The 19,957-nt window shown below is 34.9% G+C and carries 14 protein-coding genes and 3 pseudogenes; all 17 read right to left on the bottom strand.

The window, feature by feature from the left end; all coding sequences use genetic code 11:
* Nucleotides 1–28: 28 nt before the first annotated feature.
* Entirely contained in the window at nt 29–442 is a 414-nt protein-coding gene (locus tag FAF07_RS15025; RefSeq protein ID WP_142785876.1) for a Fur family transcriptional regulator, read from the bottom strand.
* A gap of 3 nt (nt 443–445) precedes the next feature.
* Entirely contained in the window at nt 446–1,657 is a 1,212-nt protein-coding gene (locus FAF07_RS15020) for an efflux RND transporter periplasmic adaptor subunit (RefSeq protein ID WP_142785875.1), read from the bottom strand.
* Nucleotides 1,658–1,661: 4 nt separating this feature from the next.
* Nucleotides 1,662–5,996, bottom strand: coding sequence for a CusA/CzcA family heavy metal efflux RND transporter (locus FAF07_RS15015; protein WP_142785874.1), 4,335 nt, complete (start codon nt 5,994–5,996; stop codon nt 1,662–1,664).
* Between the two features lie 122 nt (nt 5,997–6,118).
* Nucleotides 6,119–6,430, bottom strand: coding sequence for a DUF6660 family protein (locus tag FAF07_RS15010; protein ID WP_142785873.1), 312 nt, complete (start codon nt 6,428–6,430; stop codon nt 6,119–6,121).
* 136 nt (nt 6,431–6,566) lie between these two features.
* A pseudogene (locus FAF07_RS15005) lies at nt 6,567–7,343 on the bottom strand (M90 family metallopeptidase).
* A gap of 14 nt (nt 7,344–7,357) precedes the next feature.
* On the bottom strand, nt 7,358–7,570 hold the full coding sequence (locus FAF07_RS15000; RefSeq protein ID WP_142785872.1) for a heavy-metal-associated domain-containing protein: 213 nt from the start codon (nt 7,568–7,570) through the stop codon (nt 7,358–7,360).
* Nucleotides 7,571–7,757: 187 nt separating this feature from the next.
* On the bottom strand, nt 7,758–10,016 hold the full coding sequence (locus FAF07_RS14995; RefSeq protein ID WP_142785871.1) for a heavy metal translocating P-type ATPase: 2,259 nt from the start codon (nt 10,014–10,016) through the stop codon (nt 7,758–7,760).
* 140 nt (nt 10,017–10,156) lie between these two features.
* Complete coding sequence (locus FAF07_RS14990) at nt 10,157–10,438, bottom strand: NHL repeat-containing protein (protein ID WP_142785870.1); 282 nt, start codon at nt 10,436–10,438, stop codon at nt 10,157–10,159.
* Between the two features lie 76 nt (nt 10,439–10,514).
* Nucleotides 10,515–10,686, bottom strand: a pseudogene (locus FAF07_RS18900) (IS1595 family transposase); the annotation flags it as partial.
* 16 nt (nt 10,687–10,702) lie between these two features.
* Nucleotides 10,703–10,795, bottom strand: a pseudogene (locus FAF07_RS18895) (IS1595 family transposase); the annotation flags it as partial.
* Nucleotides 10,796–10,875: 80 nt separating this feature from the next.
* Complete coding sequence (locus FAF07_RS14985) at nt 10,876–12,141, bottom strand: M14 family metallopeptidase (protein ID WP_142785869.1); 1,266 nt, start codon at nt 12,139–12,141, stop codon at nt 10,876–10,878.
* Nucleotides 12,142–12,151: 10 nt separating this feature from the next.
* A complete protein-coding gene (locus tag FAF07_RS14980) occupies nt 12,152–13,531 on the bottom strand; it encodes an alanine/glycine:cation symporter family protein (RefSeq protein WP_221930762.1) in 1,380 nt (459 codons plus the stop codon).
* The gene (locus FAF07_RS14975; RefSeq protein ID WP_142785868.1) at nt 13,524–14,840 is read right to left on the bottom strand and encodes an amidohydrolase family protein; all 1,317 of its coding nucleotides are present in this window, start codon (nt 14,838–14,840) and stop codon (nt 13,524–13,526) included. Before FAF07_RS14975 ends, FAF07_RS14980 begins: the two co-directional genes overlap by 8 nt.
* 18 nt (nt 14,841–14,858) lie before the next feature.
* Complete coding sequence (locus FAF07_RS14970) at nt 14,859–17,897, bottom strand: amidohydrolase family protein (RefSeq protein WP_142785867.1); 3,039 nt, start codon at nt 17,895–17,897, stop codon at nt 14,859–14,861.
* 24 nt (nt 17,898–17,921) lie between these two features.
* Entirely contained in the window at nt 17,922–19,403 is a 1,482-nt protein-coding gene (locus FAF07_RS14965) for an aminotransferase class V-fold PLP-dependent enzyme (protein WP_142785866.1), read from the bottom strand.
* 155 nt (nt 19,404–19,558) lie between these two features.
* Nucleotides 19,559–19,732, bottom strand: coding sequence for a hypothetical protein (locus FAF07_RS18590; RefSeq protein WP_185956450.1), 174 nt, complete (start codon nt 19,730–19,732; stop codon nt 19,559–19,561).
* Nucleotides 19,729–19,899 (bottom strand): hypothetical protein, encoded by a 171-nt coding sequence (locus tag FAF07_RS18585; RefSeq protein ID WP_185956449.1) that lies wholly within the window; start codon nt 19,897–19,899, stop codon nt 19,729–19,731. Before FAF07_RS18585 ends, FAF07_RS18590 begins: the two co-directional genes overlap by 4 nt.
* Between the last annotated feature and the right edge of the window lie 58 nt (nt 19,900–19,957).

Below are 19,957 nucleotides of genomic sequence, written 5' to 3'. Positions count from 1 at the left end.
TAAAATACAGTGCAATGGAAGTGCTTTATTAACTACTACATTTATCGCAAATGCCTTTTACTACCAAATTCACATTTTCTGAAACATAACCGTCTGGCACTTTAATTTGAGGAATTTTATGCTCTGTTAAACAAGTTGTTTCATTACAATTGGTACAATGAAAGTGCAAATGTAAATCGGTTTCAATGTCACAATTACATCCCTTTTCACATAGGGCATATTTAGTAATCCCAGTACCATCGTCTATTTGATGCACAATCACTTTTTCTTCAAAGGTTTTTATGGTTCTATATAAAGTGGTTCTGTCTGCCTTTTCAAAAGCATTTTCTATATCACTTAATGTAGCTGCTACTTGTTTTTCTGCAAGAAACTTATAAATTAATAAGCGCATTGCCGTTACGCGTATATTTTTTGACTCTAAAAGTTGTTCTATTGTTTGCATATTCTAATGTTCGTGTTCCGCTTCTCCTTTTTTCATTTCGGCAATAAGATAATACGCATTATTATAAGCAAATTTTGTATTTTCTTCTAATTCCTCAGGAAATTGAACAGCTATCCAATGGCCATCTTTTGCTCCTAAAACCACTTCAATGGGTTTAAAACTCCAATCTTTATTTTCTCTTTCCGCTGAAAATACGTAGAATCTATCGCCTTCTTTTATGATGGCACTTTCTGGTAATGCTTTTATTTTAGAGTTTTCTACTTGAATTTTACCTTTAATATACATTCCTGGAATTAAATTACCTTTCTTGTTTTCTATTTCAGCATGAACGTGAATTGCTTTAGGATTGTCTTCAAAGGTTTTACTTACCGAGTAGATTTCTGCTGTAAGTTCTTCGTCTGTAATAGATTGCACATTGAAAATGACTTTTTGACCTTTCTTAACTTTATTTACATCTTTCTCAAAGACCATTAAATCTGCGTGCACGTGATGTGTGTTTACTATTTCAAACAGTTCGGTTTGCGGTTCTACATATTGTCCTGTTTTGACTTCAACTTTTTGGACAAAACCATCTATTGGACTCCGTAATGAAATGCTTTGTGCGATTGTACCATTGCTCACTGATGAAGCATTGATATTTAATAGTCGTAATTGAGCTTCTAATCCATTTACCATCGCTTTAGAGGCTTCATATTCTGCTTCTGCTTTTTGAAAATTTGAGCCAGACCCTACTCCTGCATCGTATAACTTTTGTTGACGTTCATAGTTCTTCTTTAAAAAATTACTGTTACTATACGCATTAAGATAATCAGTTTGCATTTTGATAATATTAGGATGCGAGAGGTAGGCAACTACTTGACCTTTATTTACCTTATCACCTTCAATTACTTTTATAGACACCACGTTTGCTCCAACAACGGAAGTAATGGCTGCTTCATTTTGAGGTGGCACTTCCAATGTGCCATTGGCCTCTACATAACCACTCATATTGCGCACTGCAAGGGTATCAATTTTCATTTGTAAGGCTTCAAACTGCTGCTGTGAAAGCATGACCTCTTCCCCCTCATTAGAATCTTCCTTTATTGCTTCACTATTAGAATTAGTGCTATCTGCATTAGAATTAGTGCTATCTGCCGTTTGTTTGTCGCTATTGCAAGAGGTCAGTATCATTGACAGTAAGATTATAGCAAAAAATTTATATGGTATGTTTTTCATTGTCTTATTGATTAAAATAGTGTAGTTGAAATGTGCTTTCTAAATAATTTATTAATGCTTCTTGAGCTTCTAATTCAGATTGAATGGCTTCTTTTATGAGTTGTGTAAAGCCTGTGTAATCTATTTCTCCTTCTTTATAGGCAAATAAAGCACCTGCTTTTTGTTCTTTTACAAGCGGTAACACTTCATTTTTATAGAATAGCCAAGAGTTTTTCCACTTTTTATAATTTTCTTTTGATTGTATAAACTGGGATTGCAGGTCTTGTTTTTTGAACTGAATATTTGTTTTAGCAATTTCGGTATCAATTTTTGCGGTTTTAATTTTTGCTTTAGTCGTACCTGATAAAAACGGAATTGAAATACCTGCTTGATAGGTATAAAAACCTGAATTACCGTTTGCGTTTTGTAAACCACCTTGAAGATTTAACTTAGGTAAATTATCAGCTTTGGCAGCCTTATATGTTGCTTCTGCTTCTTTTACCTCCAATTGTGCTATATTGTATAAAGGATGTGTTTCCAAAATAAAAGCATCCATATCCATTTCGTTAGTCATTTCAATAGCATTAGGAATAGTATAGAATGTATCGGAAACCAACCATAGATTTAATTGTTGTAATGCAATATTATAGTTACTTTTTGATTGCATAAACTTGTTTTTAATCTGTAATGCTTGATTTTTTGCTGCTGAATATTCTAATCTTGAAATGGCTTCTACTTCATAATTCAATGCTACTGCTTTTCCAAAGTTGGTATAAATGGAATCCAACTCTTTATATAAATTATAATTCCTTTTACTCTGTAAGGCATTTGCCCACGCTTTTTTCACTTCCAATTCCAGCTCTAATTCTGAAAGCTGAAATGTTTTTTGGGCAAATTGAATGCGTTGTTCCTGCAATCGTTTTTTAGCAGAAACACCAAACACATCGATGTTGGATTGACCAATTCCAATAGTGGTAAAAATACCTTTTCCATTATTAACTTCTTCACCTCCTGTAAAAATTTGAGTCGTACCAAAATCATAAGCGGTACTTTTTAACTGTTCTTGTTTGGTAATTTCTAATTGTTTTTGTTTTAATAGCGGATAATTTTCTTTTGATAATTTTACAGCTTCTTGCAGTGTTATTACAGGAAGTGTATCATTAGTTTGTTGTGCATTTGCATGGATAGGTAGTATAAAAAGAAATGCTATTATTGCCGTAACAGTAATCATTTTTTTGTTCGTTTTAAATGTTAAAGATTTAGTTTCTACCCCATGGTATAATATGGGTAAAATAAACAATGTGAGTAAGGTAGAGGTGAGTAAACCGCCTATCACGACAGTTGCTAAAGGTCGTTGCACTTCTGCACCAGCTGATGCCGAAACGGCCATAGGTAAAAACCCTAAAACATCTGTAAAAGCCGTTAACATAATAGGTCTAATGCGTCGTTTTGTACCCTCGGTAATTCTATCTTTAAGATTGGCAACGCCTTCATCTTTCAATTCATTTAAACCACTAACCATCACCAATCCATTTAAAACCGCAACACCAAATAATACTATGAATCCTACGCCTGCGGAAATACTAAATGGCATATCCCTTAACCACAATGCCACCACCCCACCAATGGTTGCCATAGGAATTGCGATATAAATCATTAAAGTTTGTGGTAATGATTTCAAAGCAAAATATATGAGTACAAAAATGAGCAATAATGCTATTGGCACTACCGTCAGCAATCGGTTACTGGCACGTTCTAAATTTTCAAATGCGCCACCATATCTAATAAAATAACCAGATGGTAATTCGAGTTTAGCATCTAACTTTGATTTGATTTCGGTTACCAACGATTTGACATCACGCCCCCTAACATTTATCCCTACATAGGTTCTTCTGTTGGTGTTGTCTCTGCTTATTTGCATCGGACCTGATTTATAGGTTATATCTGCTATTTCACGAAGTGGGATTTGAGTACCTGAAGGCAAATTGATAAATAAATTTTGAACATCGGTTATGTCGTTACGATTGTTAGCAGTTAACCGCACCACTAAATCAAATCGTTTTTCACCTTCAAAAATAGTGCCTGCCGTTCCACCTGCAAATGCTGACTGGACGATTTGATTCAAGGTATTTATTTGCAGTCCATATTGCGCCAATTTACTTCTGTTATAAGTAATTGTCATTTGCGGCAGACCTGTTGTGGCTTCGGCTTTCATATCTCCAATACCATCTGTACCTGCAATAATTCTAGTTATTTCCTCTGCTTTTTGAGAGAGTACATTGATATCTTCTCCGTAGAGTTTTATGGCAATATCCTCCCTAACACCTTCAAGCAATTCATTGAAACGCATTTCGATAGGTTGTGTAAATTCGTAATTAACACCAGGAATTATTTCAACCGCTTCTTTCATTTTTTCGATGAGTTCATCTTTAGATGCTACCGAGGTCCATTCGCTTTTAGGTTTCAAAATCACAAAAATATCTGCCAAATCCATAGGCATTGGGTCTGTTGGTATTTCGGCAACCCCTATACGACTTACAATTTTTTCAACTTCTGGGAACTTTGCTTTTACAATTTGTTCAATTTTTGTTGTCGTTTCAATAGTTTCAGTAAGAGAACTACCTGGTTTCAAAATGGCGTGAAATGCAATATCGCCTTCATCGAGCTGTGGAATAAACTCGCCACCCATTCTTGTAAACATAAAAACAGTCATTCCGAACAAAACAACAGCAATACCGATTATCAGTTTTCCTTTTTGCAAGGCTCTAACCAACAAAGGTTGGTATTTACGTTCTACCCAATGGACGAATTTATCTCCGTACGATTTTTTATCTGACTTTGGTGCTCTTAAAATTAATGCGGACATCATAGGCACATACGTCAAACAAAGTACCATGGCACCAATCATTGCGAAAATAAAGGTTAATGCCATGGGTTTAAACATCTTCCCTTCAATGCCTTGTAATGCCAAAATAGGAAGAAAGACAATTAGAATAATAAGCTGCCCAAAAAAGGCAGCATTCATCATCTTTTTTGAAGCATCTGCCGCAACACCATCACGTTCTTTTGCGCTTAGATTCTTCTTTTTTAATATTTGAGATGCGATAAGAAAAACGGTACTTTCAACAATAATGACTGCGCCATCGACAATAATCCCAAAATCTATTGCGCCTAAACTCATTAGGTTGGCCCAGACATCAAATACATTCATTAGGATAAATGCAAACAATAGCGATAATGGAATTGTGGATGCCACGATTAAACCTCCACGCCAATTTCCTAATAAAAAGATAAGTACAAAAATGACAATCAATGCACCTTCAATGAGATTTGTAGCCACCGTTGATGTGGTTTCTGCTATTAACTTGCTTCGATCTAATAAAGGTTCAATAATGACGCCTTCTGGCAACGACTTTTCTATTTGGGCCATTCGGTCTTTTACATTCTCGATAACATCGTTTGAATTTGCGCCTTTAAGCATCATTACCAAACCGCCTACAACTTCGCCTTCTCCATCTTGGGTTAATGCGCCATAGCGAATGGCTGAACCAAATTGTACTTTGGCAATGTCTCCAATAGTAATGGGAATGTTGTTTGTGTTTTTAACAGCAATCTTTTTAATATCATCTAAACTACGTACCAAGCCTTCGCCACGAATAAAATTGGCTTGATGGTTTTTTTCGATATAGGCACCACCTGTATTTTGGTTATTGGCTTCAAGCGCTTCAAATATATCTGTAATTGTTAATCCTATGGCCCGTAACTCGTTTGGGTCGACAGCGACTTCGTATTGCTTAATTTTTCCGCCAATAGCATTAACTTCAACCACACCTTCTACCATTGCCATTTGGCGTTGAACGATCCAATCTTGCATGGTACGCAAATCTGTAACCGAATACGTGTCTTTATATTCTGGTTTGACTTTAAGTGTGTATTGATAGATTTCCCCTAGACCAGATGAAATTGGCCCCATTGAAGGTTCTCCAAACCCATCGGGAATTTGTGCTTTGACTTCATTGAGTTTTTCAGCGACTAATTGACGCGGTAGATAGGTTCCCATATCATCGTCAAAAACAATGGTAACAACCGATAAGCCAAAACGAGAAATGGAACGGATCTCTTGAACATTAGGTAGGTTACTCATGGCTACCTCTACAGGATAGGTTATAATCTGCTCAATATCCTCTGTTCCTAAATTGGGAGCTTGTGTAATGACCTGCACTTGGTTGTTGGTAATATCTGGAACAGCATCGATTGGTACTTGGGTCATACTCCAAATACCAGCTCCAACAATGGTAAGCGTAAGCAAACCAATAATGAATTTGTTATTGATTGAAAAATCAATGATTTTATTAATCATAAAAAATGTATTAATTCAGTTAAACTTCTCGATATAATTCTGATATAAAAATTGAAATCAATCGAAATGAAAAGAACCTTAAAGGCTCAAAAATGGATATAGTTATCCTTTAAAAAACTGAATTATACTCTTGGGGGCTGTAAAATTGAAGTAGAAAAATCTTTTTCTAAACCGTTTAGGTAGAAAAAATCTTGAGTAGAAATATAAGCTATAGTAAACTTTACATTTACGAATTTGAGGTGCATGGCATTAATATGACAACATTGACAAATGCAAAAAGGCGAGCATAAATCTGAGCCTTGATGCTGATGGTCATCGTCAACTGCCTGAGAAATTTCTGTTTTAAGCTCATCATCAAGCAGAGTATAATCTTCGCAAGGTGCTAAATTAAGCACAAAAATATAAATTGATAATATGAATGCTAAAAATTTCATTGTAGCAAAGATATAAATTATTTAATGCAATGGTTGTGCAAATAATATGAGTATGAAACTTTTTATAATAGAAGAGCCTTTAAAACATGACCACCGTCAAAGACGGTGGTTTTTCAATGAGAAAGAAAACTAGGCGCTATTTTTGATCAGGCTTCTGATTAAAGCTTATAACCATTATTCTATATAGGTCAGGATGTTTCTTTTTTAGCAACTCTGGACGCTCAAAGAAATATTCTGAAGCTACTGCAAAAAATTCAGCCTGATTTGTACCTCCGTATTTTCGGATATCAGAATGATTGTCATTTATCGCTTCTATTTCCTTATGGATTAAATTCAGCCAAGGTATTGCATATTGATGTTCTAATAATCGCTCTGGCACACCATCTGTACTATCATCCAACTTATCAATAAGATGCACAAATTCGTGTATGCCCGTATTGCTTTTATCGGTTGTGTTTTTAAAACCGTGATACAATGCTTTTTAAGATAAAATCATTTGTTTCTCAAAACGTCCGTTCCCGACTATTCCACCAATATTGCGTGGGTTATCCTTACTGCTAAATTGCATATCTTCATTAAAATTATCTGGATACAATAGAATGCCACTTAAATTAGTGTAGTGCCATTCTTTAAAGCCAAAAACAGGAATTACGGCACTTGCTGCAATTAAAATTTTGTCTAATTCTTCTAATTCAAACTGCACACCATCTATATAAACCTCACTTAAAAATTGCATCATTTTTTGTTGAAAAACAAACTGTCTGTCTCTTGAAAGATTTCTATAATAAAGGACCTTTTCCATTAATAATTTGTGCCAATACTCTGGAAAAGGCTTTACGCTATGCCGTTTCGCTTTTCGATAAAAATGAATAGCAAACAGAAGAATCACAACCAAAATTAATATATAAACCATATTAAAACGAGGTATTAATCTACAGCTTCCGCTTTAAAGCCTACTTTTTGCAATGTAGCCTTTACATCTTCCTTTGTTACACCATCGCTTTTAATGGTTAAAATTTTATCTGGATTAGCGGTATCCACTTCCCAGCTTTCAATACCTTCCTGTTTGTTTAAAAAAGGGGTTACTTTCGATACACAACCGCCACAATTGATATTCGTTTTAAATTTTAAAGTTTTCATTGTATTTGAATTTATCATTAATAATAGAGGTCATTTTAAAAGATATCAATTATTTTTTTATGCTTCTTTTTGCACATTACTTCGTTAAAATTTTGAATGATAGCGATGCTATCCTTAGAAGATTTTGTCTCGTTCTGCATCAAAAATAATTTATAAAAATTCTAATCATATCTTCCAAAAAGGCCTCTTAAAGTTTTATTCGTTTAAGTCTTAAACTATTGGCAACAACCGATACGCTACTGAAAGCCATTGCTGCTCCTGCAATCATTGGGTCTAATAAGAAGCCATTTACGGGATAAAGAACTCCTGCTGCAATAGGTATTCCAATGATGTTATAGATGAATGCCCAAAATAGGTTCTGACGGATACCCAATACGGTTCTTTTTGACAGTTCCAATGCTTTTGGAATGGATTGCAAATCTGAGGTTATCAAGGTTATTTTTGCCACGTCCATTGCAATATCAGAACCCTTGCCCATTGCGATACTCACGTTGGCTTGTGCTAAAGCGTGAGAATCGTTAATGCCATCTCCCACCATAGCCACTATTTTACCATCAGCTTGTAATTTTTTAACAAAAGCTGCCTTGTCTGAAGGCATAACTTCGCCTTGATAATTCGATATCCCAACCTGTTTTGCCACAGCAGATGCTGTTTTATTATTATCTCCAGTAAGCATATAAACCTCAATGCCCCTTTCTTGAAGCGTCGCTATTGCTTTTTTTGAAGTTTCTTTAATCTTGTCTGCAATGGCAAGTATCGCCAATACTTGTTTTTTATTACCGAAAAATATGACTGTTTTTGCTTGCTCTTCAAGACTTTCTGCTGTTTGCATTAAGGAAGAATCGATTTGAATATTTTTCTCAAGCATGAGTTTATGGTTTCCAACATAGTATTTTGAACCATTTTCTGGTTGAGCTTTCACACCTTTTCCTGTAATACTTTCAAAAGAAGCAATTTCAGCTTTTTCAATATTTTCATCTTTTAAGTGGTTGACTACCGCTTCTGCCAAGGGGTGTTCTGATTGTGCTTCTATTGCCAAAAGAATTTGCTTGTATTGATTTTGATTTTCAAGTTTATCCTTCCAAAGTATGTCAGTCACTAAAGGTTTTCCTTCTGTAATTGTACCTGTTTTATCAAGAATGACCGCATTTACTTTATGACCGAGTTCTAAACTTTCTGCATCTTTTATAAGAATATTGTTTTCTGCACCTTTGCCAATCCCCACCATTATGGCAGTAGGGGTTGCCAATCCTAAAGCACAGGGACAAGCAATAACCAACACTGCTACAGAAGTCAATAAGGCTTGCGAAAATGCATTATCGCCGCCAATTAACATCCAAACAATGAACGTAATGATAGATATACCTAAAACGACTGGAACAAAAACACCAGCAATCTTATCAACCAGTTTTTGAACTGGTGCCTTGCTTCCTTGAGCTTCCTGGACCATTTTAATGATTTGTGACAGCAAGGTTTCTCCAACTACTTTTTCAGCAATAAATTGAAAACTACCTTTTTGGTTTACCGTTCCTGCAAATACTTTTTCATCCTTTGATTTTTCAACGGGAACAGGTTCTCCCGTAATCATACTTTCATCTACGTAAGAACTTCCTTTGGACACTTCTCCATCTACAGGAATCTTTTCTCCCGGGCGCACCAAAATGGTCTGACCGACTTGCACAGCCGAAATAGGGATTTCTTTTTCTTCCCCATTCTCAATAATTTTTAGCGTTTTGGGTTGTAATCCCATTAGCTTTTTAATGGCCGAAGAGGTATTTGACTTTGCCTTTTCTTCCAATAGTTTCCCCAAGGAAATAAAAGTTATAATTACCGTAGCCGCTTCATAATAGACGTGAGGCTCGATACCACGACTCAACCAGAAATCAGGAAAAAAAGTATTGAAGACACTAAAGAGAAAAGCGATTCCTGTACTCAAGGCTACCAAGGTATCCATATTCGCCTTACCATATTTAGCTTGCTTATAAGCATTGATAAAAAAGCTACGTCCGAACCAAAATAGGACAGGAATAGTCAGTATCAACGATATCCATTTCCCAGGTTCCCATTGCATAAAAAACATTCCCAACACAAAAATCGGAAGTGTAAGAATCGCTGACCAAATAGTACGGTTCTTTATATCTTGGTAATGCTTTTGTTGAAGCTCTTGTTGAACTTCTGAAGGGTCTTCTGCATCTATAATAATATCATAACCTACCTCACGAAGTGCCTTTTGAAGTTGATTAGAACTCAACTCTTTATCGTACTCTACAAGAACATAACTATTTGCAAAGTTTACGCTTGCATCAAATACACCTTCTGTGTGTTTTAATACAGATTCAACGCTAGCTGCACAAGAAGCACAGGTCATTCCTGTAACAGGAAATGATTCCTTTATTCCTTGTTTACGGTTCTTTTCTTTGGTTTCAAATACGTTTATTGTCTCCATAATCCTATTCTTATTTGTAGACTACAAATTTCAGAATTAAAGGGCTTTAATGTATTACGTTATTTACTGAATGATTTGTAGAATTTGCTGAATTCGTTTTTGGTTCAAAAAGATATATTGAACTCATTTAAACTATTACATTAATTTTTAAATACAGAAGCCTTTTTTCCTTTATAATTTACTACAAATATTTTATTGCTAACAATTACAATATCTGTTGGCTGATTGAATTCGCCAGATATAATTTGAATAAGATTACCATTTAAATCGTAAACTAATACTCTGCTGCCTTCAAAATCTGCAAAGATGACTTGGATATCAGTTACTTTTACACCTTTGGCTGCTTTTATGGTTTCATTCCAACCAATCATTCTTACAAAGTTCCCTTTTAAATCAAAGATTTGAACTTGGTTGTTATGCATCTGCATACATAAATTAAATCATTTAGAGCTGTAAGTTCAAAAAAATCTTTTAACCAAACCAAACTAATTAAATGAGTTATACACTTAGTATCTGTTTTATTTGATTTTGATAAATAGGCTTAGCAATTACCATTCTCTGTATTTGTTTTATGAAAGATGCTTTGTTGAAATTGTGATCTATTAATTCTAAAACAGAATTCATCAAAATAGGCTTGTATATGCCATTTACTTACATGGGTTGGTAGGGATATTTTTGGCTACTTGCCATTTTATTTTGGCTAAATAAGCCTTACAAGCTTCATCATTTGGTAATTCTTTTATAAAGGATAGTATGTCTTGACCGTTAAATTGCTCCATAATTCAATGTTTTAAAGCAATAATATACGGAAACTAAATGACTAATTAAAACCTTTTAAAAAATACTAATAGCATAAAATTCATAATTTAGAAAGCATCAGTTTCATTAATTCAATGGCACTTAACCTTCCTTTTTCTTTTATAAACCCTCTTGGCGTGTTATCGCCAATCTCAAAAACTAAGGCTTCCATACCATGAGCAACATAAAAATAATTACGTGATATGATAGCTGGCTCCATTGTATCACTGGGTCTGATATTGGGATTATAATCAGGAATAGCTTTCTTTACATTATCTAACCATTCTGGCACCAATCCAGGCATATTGCCTTTGAAACTGTCGGCTATGGTATAATAAATATCGTCCCAAGTAGAATGGAAATCTATGCCGAAATAGAATTTACCATTTGTTTCATTCTCCTTTTCTTCAATAAATTTACTCACTGCCAATGTTTCGGGTTGGTTAAAATGAGTCCAATCCCTGTTCAAATCAATTCCCCCAGAACTATGTCTCCAATTCCCATTATCAACCCCATCAGGGTTCATCAAAGGAACAATATAGGTTGTGAATTTTTTTCTAAACTTTTTAGCCAGTCTTGAATTAGAACTGATGGTTTCTACAAAAGCTTTCATTGCCAAATACCCTGTAACTTCTGGTGGATGCTGCCGCGATATGACCATAAGCATTCTTTTTGATCTTTTATTACCAATACTCAAGGCAGTCAATGGTCTTCCTTCCTTGCTTTTGCCAATTTGCTGATTTGAGATAAATGTTTTCTTTGATAGGCCTTCAACCCATTTTTTAACATGCTTTGAGGTTTGAAGTTCTTGGGCACTTGCCCATAAGGTATCTGAACTTACTCCTAACGTCATTTGTGCTTTTAATGCAAGTGAACCTGGGCCAAAATTTTTGTCCCCTTTTTCATATTCTACATAATTTGTAGAATCTATGGATGTCCAGTTTAATCCGTCATTACTTAATTTAGGATTATATCTATGCTTATAGCCTTCACTATATGTAAGGGTTACATAAATTTGTTTTTTCTGTTTAGACCAAACTTTAAAAGCGTACCAGGGACTTATGTTTATCGGTGTATTTTCAGGAGTTATAAGTACCGTATATGTACTGTCATTTTCTCGAGCTATACCATTTAATCGACCGCCTTCAAAATTATTGGAAAAATAAACAGCATCCGTTTCAAAAGGAAATATTCCTTTCCATTGTTTTTGTACTGGTTTTACCGTTGTTACAATTTGTTTTATAGGCTCTTGTCCTTTAAAAACAGGTTTTTGAGCGTACGTATTTAGTAAAAATACAAAACTGAATATCAAGGCTATTTTTTTCATACATTTTTTGTTAATGGGTTGACTCGTTTTCAAGTTTGTTAAAATACAATTTAGTGGCCTGCATTACTTTAGGTGCCAAAATAATTCCGGATACCATTGTTGGGATAGCCATAATGGCAAAGCTTATATCAATTAAACTTACAATTCCTGCCATAGAAGAAACAGCGCCTATGATAATACTGGCGATATAAATATAATTATAAGCCTTTTTAAATTTTGTCCCCAATAAAAAAGAGATGCATTTAGAACCATAATACGAATAGGTAAATAAAGATGTAAAGGCAAAAATTGACACGATAAACACCAGTAAGAATGCTCCATAACTTGGCATGGCCTGAATAAAAGCATATAATGTAATGGTCACTCCTTCTATATTTGGCTGTAACCAACTATTGGTAACAAGAATTGCCAAAGCCGTTAAGGTGCAAACAATAATGGTATCAATAAAAGGGCCTAACATGGCTATTAAACCTTCCCTTACAGGTTCTTGATTGCTTGATGCGCCATGTGCCATTGGTGCAGTACCTATACCTGCTTCGTTTGAAAATGCCGCTCTTCTCACACCAACAATTATGATACTGCCAATACTACCGCCTAAAACGGCGTTGCCTGTAAAAGCATCTTGAAAGATGAGGCATAATGAGGGAACTATAGCCATATAATTAACTATCAATATATAACTAACCGACAAGAAATATAATATGACCATAGCTGGTACAAGTTTTGAGGCATAACTTGCAATTCTTTTTATGCCTCCCAAAATTACAATAGAAACAAAAACACTGATTATAATGCCTAAAATGAGTGTTGATTCAATAGATTCTTGATACCCCAAAGCTGGAAGTAAAATGTCGTTTAGCACTTGTGTTAATTGGTTGGCCGTAAAAATAGGTAGAGACCCTATAAGCCCTGCAATTGAAAAAAATATCGCTAGTGGTCTCCATTTTTTTTCCAGCCCTTCAGTAATGACATACATTGGACCTCCTTGTATTTCACCTGAACTATCTTTACTACGATACATTATGGCCAAGGAGCAGGTAAAGTATTTTGTTGTCATGCCAATAATGGCACTTATCCACATCCAAAATAATGCACCTGGCCCTCCCATTGATATTGCAATGGCAACACCAGCGATATTACCCATTCCTATAGTGGAAGAAAGCGCAGTAGATAATGCTTGAAATGCACTTATTTGACCTGAATTTTTTTTGTTGCCATATTTACCCTTTAATATGGCTATGGCGTACCAAAAATGTTTAAATGGCAATAATCTAGAATAGATCAAAAAATAAATACCACCACCAATGAGCAAAATCAATAAAGGAATGTCCCAGATCCAATTACTAAATGCTACCGTTACATCTTCAATACGCTGTATCAAACTATTCATTATGACCCAGTAGTTCTGAATACTGTTTATATTGTTTCTGTTGCTTACCTTCCAACGTTATGTTTTTTCCTTGTATAAAGGTATGGGTAAGTTTATTTGTTCTGATATCCAAAGCATCTCCAGTTGATACAAATAGAGTGGCATCCTTTCCAACTTCAAGAGAACCCAACGTATTATCAATTCTTAAAATTTTTGCCGCATTTAAAGATATAGTTTTTAGGGCTTCTTCTTTATCTAGACCAAAAGCTGCAGCTACGCCTGCATAAAATGGTAAATTTCTAGATGTTGACAACATCCCTTGATGGCTTATTGCTACTACAATACCTTCTTTAGAAAGAAGATATGGCAGTTTATATCGCAGATCGTAATCCATATCCTCCCTACTTGGTACACTATGTGTTGGTGGCAGAATTACAGGAATATTATTTTTCCTTAAAAAATCTACAACCAATAAAGTCGATTCTGCGGATATGAGTACAACATGCTCTATTCCCGTTTTTTTTGAAACTTGAATGCTTTCAATAATTTCTTTAGGCTCAACAGCATGGATAAACAACGATTGTGTACCATTAAATAGCCCTTGAAAGGCCTCAAGTTTTAAGTTAGGTTTTCTATCTTCTTGTTTCCCATAAGCAATCGCTTGTGTAAATAAATTTTTTAATTCTGTTACATTAGCACTGTAATTTTTATTAGGATTTGACCGTCTTGTATGCGTTGCCGCATCATAAGAAGTCCGACTGGAACTTGGCCAATTTAAATGTATGCCTGTGCCAAATTGGTATAAGGATTCTTCCCAATTTCGACCATCAAGTTTCATTACTGACGATGTACCTGAAACCATACCACCTCTCGGAGCAGTTTCAACGGTTAAAATACCATTAAATCTTAAAACTGGTAAAAATTCTGAATCTGATTTAAAAGCAAAAGCTGTATTTAAATTGGGGTTAATCCTACCTTCTTCATTTCTATCATTTGAGTGTGGTACACCACTAATTTCTTCAATACCAATTAAAGAATTAAGCAAAATAAATCCAGGGTAAATATGTTTCCCAGAGACATCAATTACGTTATACACAGAATTATCAATCTTTGTGTTTTCTAATTTATCAACTATTGAAATTTTACCATTTTCAAACCCTATAGCAGCATTTTGCATCACCTTGCCTGTACCAATATGCAATGTGCCTCCAACTAGTATAACAGGTTCACTTTTACTTTTTATAGCTAATTTCTCTTGTGCAAAAATGCTAAATGACATGCAGCAAGCAACTAGTAAAATTAAGATTTTATAGTTTTTAATATGTTTCATTTGTATTGGATTTAACAATTAATTTTGAACACCTAAATACTCGCAGGTGAAATCTGGTTTTGATATGGATATGTGTGGTTCAACATTTGAACCTGTTTTAATGGCATTCTTCATTGCACTGATGATCCTGTTTCTTTCAGTTTGAATACCTTTTCTTAATTGCTTGTCTTTTTCAATATCGAAATACACAATGCCTTCTATTATTGTTTTTTCGGCTTTTGCATAAATTGAAAGTGGGTTTTCTGACCACAAAACAACATCGGCAGATTTTCCAACTGTAATGCTTCCCATGGTATCGTCCAAATGCAATAGTTGAGCAGGGTTAAGTGTCACCAGTTTTAAAGCATCTTGTTCACTCATATTGCCATACTTAACAGATTTTGCAGCCTCTTGATTAAGATGCCGTATAGTTTCCTGACTATCAGAGTTGATAGCTGTAACAACACCTTCATTATGCATTACTGTTGCATTATAGGGAATGGCATTTCTGGTTTCCCATTTAAAATTCCATTTGTCTGAAAATGTAGAGCCGCCTACTCCATGTTTCAACATCCTGTCTGCAATCCTATAACCTTCCAAAACATGCGTAAAAGTATTAATGTTAAAATTAAATCGTTCTGCTACATTCATGAGCATTAACATTTCACCTTGCTGGTAGGCATGGCAAGAAATATACCGTTTGCCTTCCACAACTTCTAATAATGCTTTATTAGCTAAATCTACTCTAGGTTTTACTGTATTGTCTTTCTTTTTTAAAGCATTAAACTCTTGCCAGTCCTTTTTATACGCCAATGCTTGTGTAAACACATCGGTATATACTTGTTCCAACCCCATCAAAGACCTTGGAAACCGTATTGAAGGTACACTTTTTGACCGCTTGGGGTTCTCTCCTAAAGCAAATTTTATAAAAGGTTTGGCTTCTTTGATTTTTAGGCCTTCAGGAATTTCTCCCCATCGTAACTTGATAAATGCAGACTGGCCTCCAATTGGATTGGACGAACCATGTAATATTTGGGCTGCAACAACGCCTCCTGCCAATGCTCTGTAAATATTGATTCGCTCTGAATCTAAAGCATCACTCATTCTTATCATGGCAGATACCGTTGCAATATCGTTTACGGCACTTAACGCAATATGGGAATGCTCATCAATAATGCCCGCAGTTAAATGCTTCCCTGTTCCGTCAATTATTCTTGCTATAGATGCTTTTAGATTTTTACCAATTTGAACTATCTCTCCATCTTTTAGCAACACATCGGTTTCGGTTAAAATACCCTCCTTTTCGTTAGTCCATACTGTTGCATTTTTTATTAATATATCTTGTTGTACTGGTTTTTCAGGGCTGCCGAAGGCTACAAACGGAAAAATGACATCGCCTAACTCTTTTCTTTGCAAAGCCGTTTCCTTATGTTGATTTGTTATATTTTGTAATGGCTCTTTTGGTTTAGTGGCCTTCCATTCAATCCATTTACCATCATTGCGTTGCCCTTTACCTTGTAGAACCATTTTCTCTGGGTCATTATTTATCCAACCTCCTAAACGATAAAAAGATTCAGAATCTTTATTAAATTGAAGGGTTACTATATCTCCGGTCAATTTAAAATCTGTTTTTATTTCTGTTGAACTCTGATCAAGAAGCTTTGCATTATAACCCTTTTTTGCTTTTTCAACCACCAAAGAATAATTTTCACCATCAACCGAAAGAGAATAGGTTCCAATAATTAAAGGATCATCCTCTTGGACAACAATATATTTTTTGCCTTGAACCCAGTTTTCATAAATAACCGTCTTCTTATCAAAAATTTCTCCAGAAATAATTATGAAATTTGCCAATTTTCCGCTTTCTAAAGTTCCTATTCTATCTTCCTGATGCAACAATTTAGCTGGCAATACTGTTAAACTATATAAAGCCTGTTTAGGACTTAAGCCATAAGCTACAGCTTTTTTAAGATTGGATAAAAAATCATCAATTTTGCCTTGTCCGTGAGATGTAATAGCAAAGGCTACATCGTGTTCTTCGAGACGCGCAGGATTAGATGGTGCCAGTTCCCAATGCTTTAAATCGGTCAAGGAAATTTTTTCAGTATCAAAAGGATTTGAAACGTCATAAGCATCGGGAAAATTAAGCGGAATTATAAATGTTGCATTTAATGCTTTAATTTCATCAACCCGTTGGTACTCGTCCCCACCTCCTTTGAGGATATAATTAATGTTAAATTCTTTTGCTATTTTATGTGCTCTTAATGTACTTAACCAACCATTAGTCTCAAATATTTGTGGAAGTTTTTTTATGTTTAAAATGGCTTCCAACGATTGATCCATAAAAGGTTTGTTTTTAAATTGATTATACCATTCAGTATCATAATAGGTTTGACGTAATAATGCAATACTTCCCATAGGTGAAATGGGGAAATCTTGGGTTGAACTGCCTTTATGAAAGGAAAAATGAGCAGCCACTTTTGATTGTAACATTTCTTGGTTTTCATTACTTTCTCCAAGGGCAACTAAAGATGCTGTTCCTCTGGCCACACCATCGGGTCTAAACGTAGCTACAAGTCCAAATCCTTGTTTACGAAGCTGTTGTGCTCGATTTCTATCAACCAAAAAATGTTCAGATGCATTATATTCAGATTTTATAGCTTCATTAGCATTGAATGATCCCTTTGTATTTGATTGTATTTGTTCTCTTTTAACATAAGGGTTTCCACGTGGTGAATTCTTAACTTCGGGCTGTCCGTATGTACTAAAAGCATCAATGAAAGAGGGGTAAATATATTTTCCGTTTGCATTTATTTCGGTGTAACCACTTGGTACACTTCTTCCATTGACCACTTTTTCAATGCTTTTGTTTCTTATTAATAATGTGGCATTTTTTAAGACCTCACCTGGTGCTGGGATTATGGTTGCATTGGTAATGGCAAAAGTATTTGGAAGTTGGTCTGAAACACCATTTTTAGGAAATGTCTCTTGGCTATTTCCTATATACACCATTAAAAATGTATATATAAAAGCCAGCCATAATGGGCGTTGATATGTAATTACTTTATTTTTTTTCATTGGGTCTTTATTTTATTGTAAACATCATACTTCAAAAAATACTGACGTATTCACAAGATAGTTTGCTTCGTCTTTATGATAAAATTCATTGGTTATAGGAGAATATGTGTAGTCCTTACGCCATTGTTTATGACATTGCATAAGCTGGCTGATGGCGTCAATAATATATTGCAATTCCTTATCTGTCATGGTAGGGTGAAGTGATAAACGAACCCAACCCGGCTTTTCTGAAAGGTCGCCGCGATTAATTTCATCTGTTATTTTTTTGGATTGCTCCCTGGAGACTTCCAATAATAAGTGGCCATAAGTTCCTGCACATGAACAACCACCCCTAACCTGGATGCCGAATCTATCATTTAACAATTTAACAACTAAATTATAGTGTATATTTTCAATGTAAAATGAAAATGCTCCCAGCCTATATCTAACATCTTTGGCAAGTAAGTGCAGTCCAGAAATATTTGATATTTTCTCATAACATGCTTTGACAAGTTCATTTTCACGAAGACGGATTTTTTCGACTGTCATTTTCTCTTTCAACTTAATTGCCAAACTCGCTTTTATGGCTTGTAAAAAACCCGGAGTGCCACCATCTTCACGTACTTCAATATTATCAAAATAATGATGTTCGCCCCAAGGATTTGTCCAAGTTACAGTACCTCCTCCAGGATGATCTGGAATTTTATTTTTGTATAGAGCTTTATTAAAAATCAGAACGCCAGAGCTGCCTGGTCCACCAAGAAATTTATGAGGGGAAAAAAAGATGGCATCCAAGCGTTGGACATCGTTTTCAGGATGCATATCCATATCTACATAAGGTGCAGAGGCTGCATAATCAACAAAGCAATATCCTCCATTTTCATGCATTATTTCAGCCAATTCATAAATGTTGGTGCCAACTCCAGTAACGTTGGAGCAAGCAGTGAACGATCCAATTTTAATTTTTCTGTTTTTATATTTAATTAAAGCTTTTGTTAAATTATTTGCATTAACAAATAAGTTTTCAGAAGGATCTAACACCTCAACATCTGCAATTGTTTCCAACCAAGTTGTCTGGTTGGAATGATGTTCCATGTGTGTTAAAAAAACGACTGGTCGCTCTTCTTCAGGAATATGGATTTGGTTGGCATATTTTTCAGGGATTTTAAGGCCTAAAATGCGCTGGAATTTACATAGCACACCTGTCATTCCAGAATCTGATGTAATGATAACATCATCATGAGAAGCATTGACATGTTTTTTAATGATATTATGTGCTTCTTCATAAATATTAGTCATTAATCTCCCTGTATAACTGGCTTCAGAATGAGTGTTTCCAACCATGGGACCTATGCGATCCTGTAGTATTTTTTCAATGGGCCCATATAATCTTCCGCTTGCAATCCAATCTCCATAAATGAGTGGTTTAGAACCATAAGGCGTTTCAATTTTTGCATTGATTCCAATAATATTCTCCCTAAATTCTTGAAAATATTGTGCTAATGTTGTTTGTTTCTCTTCAACCATATTTTAAAAGTAAAGACTGTCTAAAAGAAAATTGAATTTTATGTTCAAACAGTCTTATAATTTGTTTAATAAAACCTTTAACTCGTTGTACGTTTAGAACACTTATCTATCATGAAATTTATTCGAATTGACAAGTCCTATCCAGACGGGTTACTCTATTGATTTCTGTCGTATTGGCAACATCCGGGAAGATCATCATAAGCAACATGATCCGCTTTGTCAAATTCGGTATCATGACCAGCTCCCTCAATTGCATTTGCAACATCAATAATATTGGTATGCCTTGCCATGGTAACTTGTATGATTTTAGTCTCTTTGTCCCAGTTCACAGAAGAAACCCTTCAACAGCTGATGCCGCTTTTTCAATGCGTTTTTTGCAGCCGTTACAATTACCGAGCACCTCGAATTCAGAGGTTTTTTCTTGTGCAAACCCAATATTGACCGTAAATAGTGCCATAAGGCAAATCATTATACATGATAAAATTGATTTTTTCATAATTAAATATTTTTATTTATTTGTTGTAGTATAAGTTTATAAGTACTTTAAAAGACTA

The sequence above is a fragment of the Changchengzhania lutea genome (assembly GCF_006974145.1).
In the GTDB taxonomy this organism is placed as follows: Bacteria; Bacteroidota; Bacteroidia; order Flavobacteriales; family Flavobacteriaceae; genus Changchengzhania; species Changchengzhania lutea.
The sequence above is the reverse complement of the archived record's forward strand: the minus strand, read 5'-3'. Positions and strand labels throughout refer to the sequence as shown.

Coding starts and splice junctions, on each gene's coding strand:
- FAF07_RS18585 (WP_185956449.1), bottom strand. CDS start 19,899: ATGAAAAAATCAATTTTATCATGTATAATGATTTGCCTTATGGCACTA.
- FAF07_RS15020 (WP_142785875.1), bottom strand. CDS start 1,657: ATGAAAAACATACCATATAAATTTTTTGCTATAATCTTACTGTCAATG.
- FAF07_RS15000 (WP_142785872.1), bottom strand. CDS start 7,570: ATGAAAACTTTAAAATTTAAAACGAATATCAATTGTGGCGGTTGTGTA.
- FAF07_RS14975 (WP_142785868.1), bottom strand. CDS start 14,840: ATGAAACATATTAAAAACTATAAAATCTTAATTTTACTAGTTGCTTGC.
- FAF07_RS14980 (WP_221930762.1), bottom strand. CDS start 13,531: ATGAATAGTTTGATACAGCGTATTGAAGATGTAACGGTAGCATTTAGT.
- FAF07_RS15015 (WP_142785874.1), bottom strand. CDS start 5,996: ATGATTAATAAAATCATTGATTTTTCAATCAATAACAAATTCATTATT.
- FAF07_RS14970 (WP_142785867.1), bottom strand. CDS start 17,897: ATGAAAAAAAATAAAGTAATTACATATCAACGCCCATTATGGCTGGCT.
- FAF07_RS15010 (WP_142785873.1), bottom strand. CDS start 6,430: ATGAAATTTTTAGCATTCATATTATCAATTTATATTTTTGTGCTTAAT.
- FAF07_RS14995 (WP_142785871.1), bottom strand. CDS start 10,016: ATGGAGACAATAAACGTATTTGAAACCAAAGAAAAGAACCGTAAACAA.
- FAF07_RS14965 (WP_142785866.1), bottom strand. CDS start 19,403: ATGGTTGAAGAGAAACAAACAACATTAGCACAATATTTTCAAGAATTT.
- FAF07_RS14990 (WP_142785870.1), bottom strand. CDS start 10,438: ATGCATAACAACCAAGTTCAAATCTTTGATTTAAAAGGGAACTTTGTA.
- FAF07_RS14985 (WP_142785869.1), bottom strand. CDS start 12,141: ATGAAAAAAATAGCCTTGATATTCAGTTTTGTATTTTTACTAAATACG.
- FAF07_RS15025 (WP_142785876.1), bottom strand. CDS start 442: ATGCAAACAATAGAACAACTTTTAGAGTCAAAAAATATACGCGTAACG.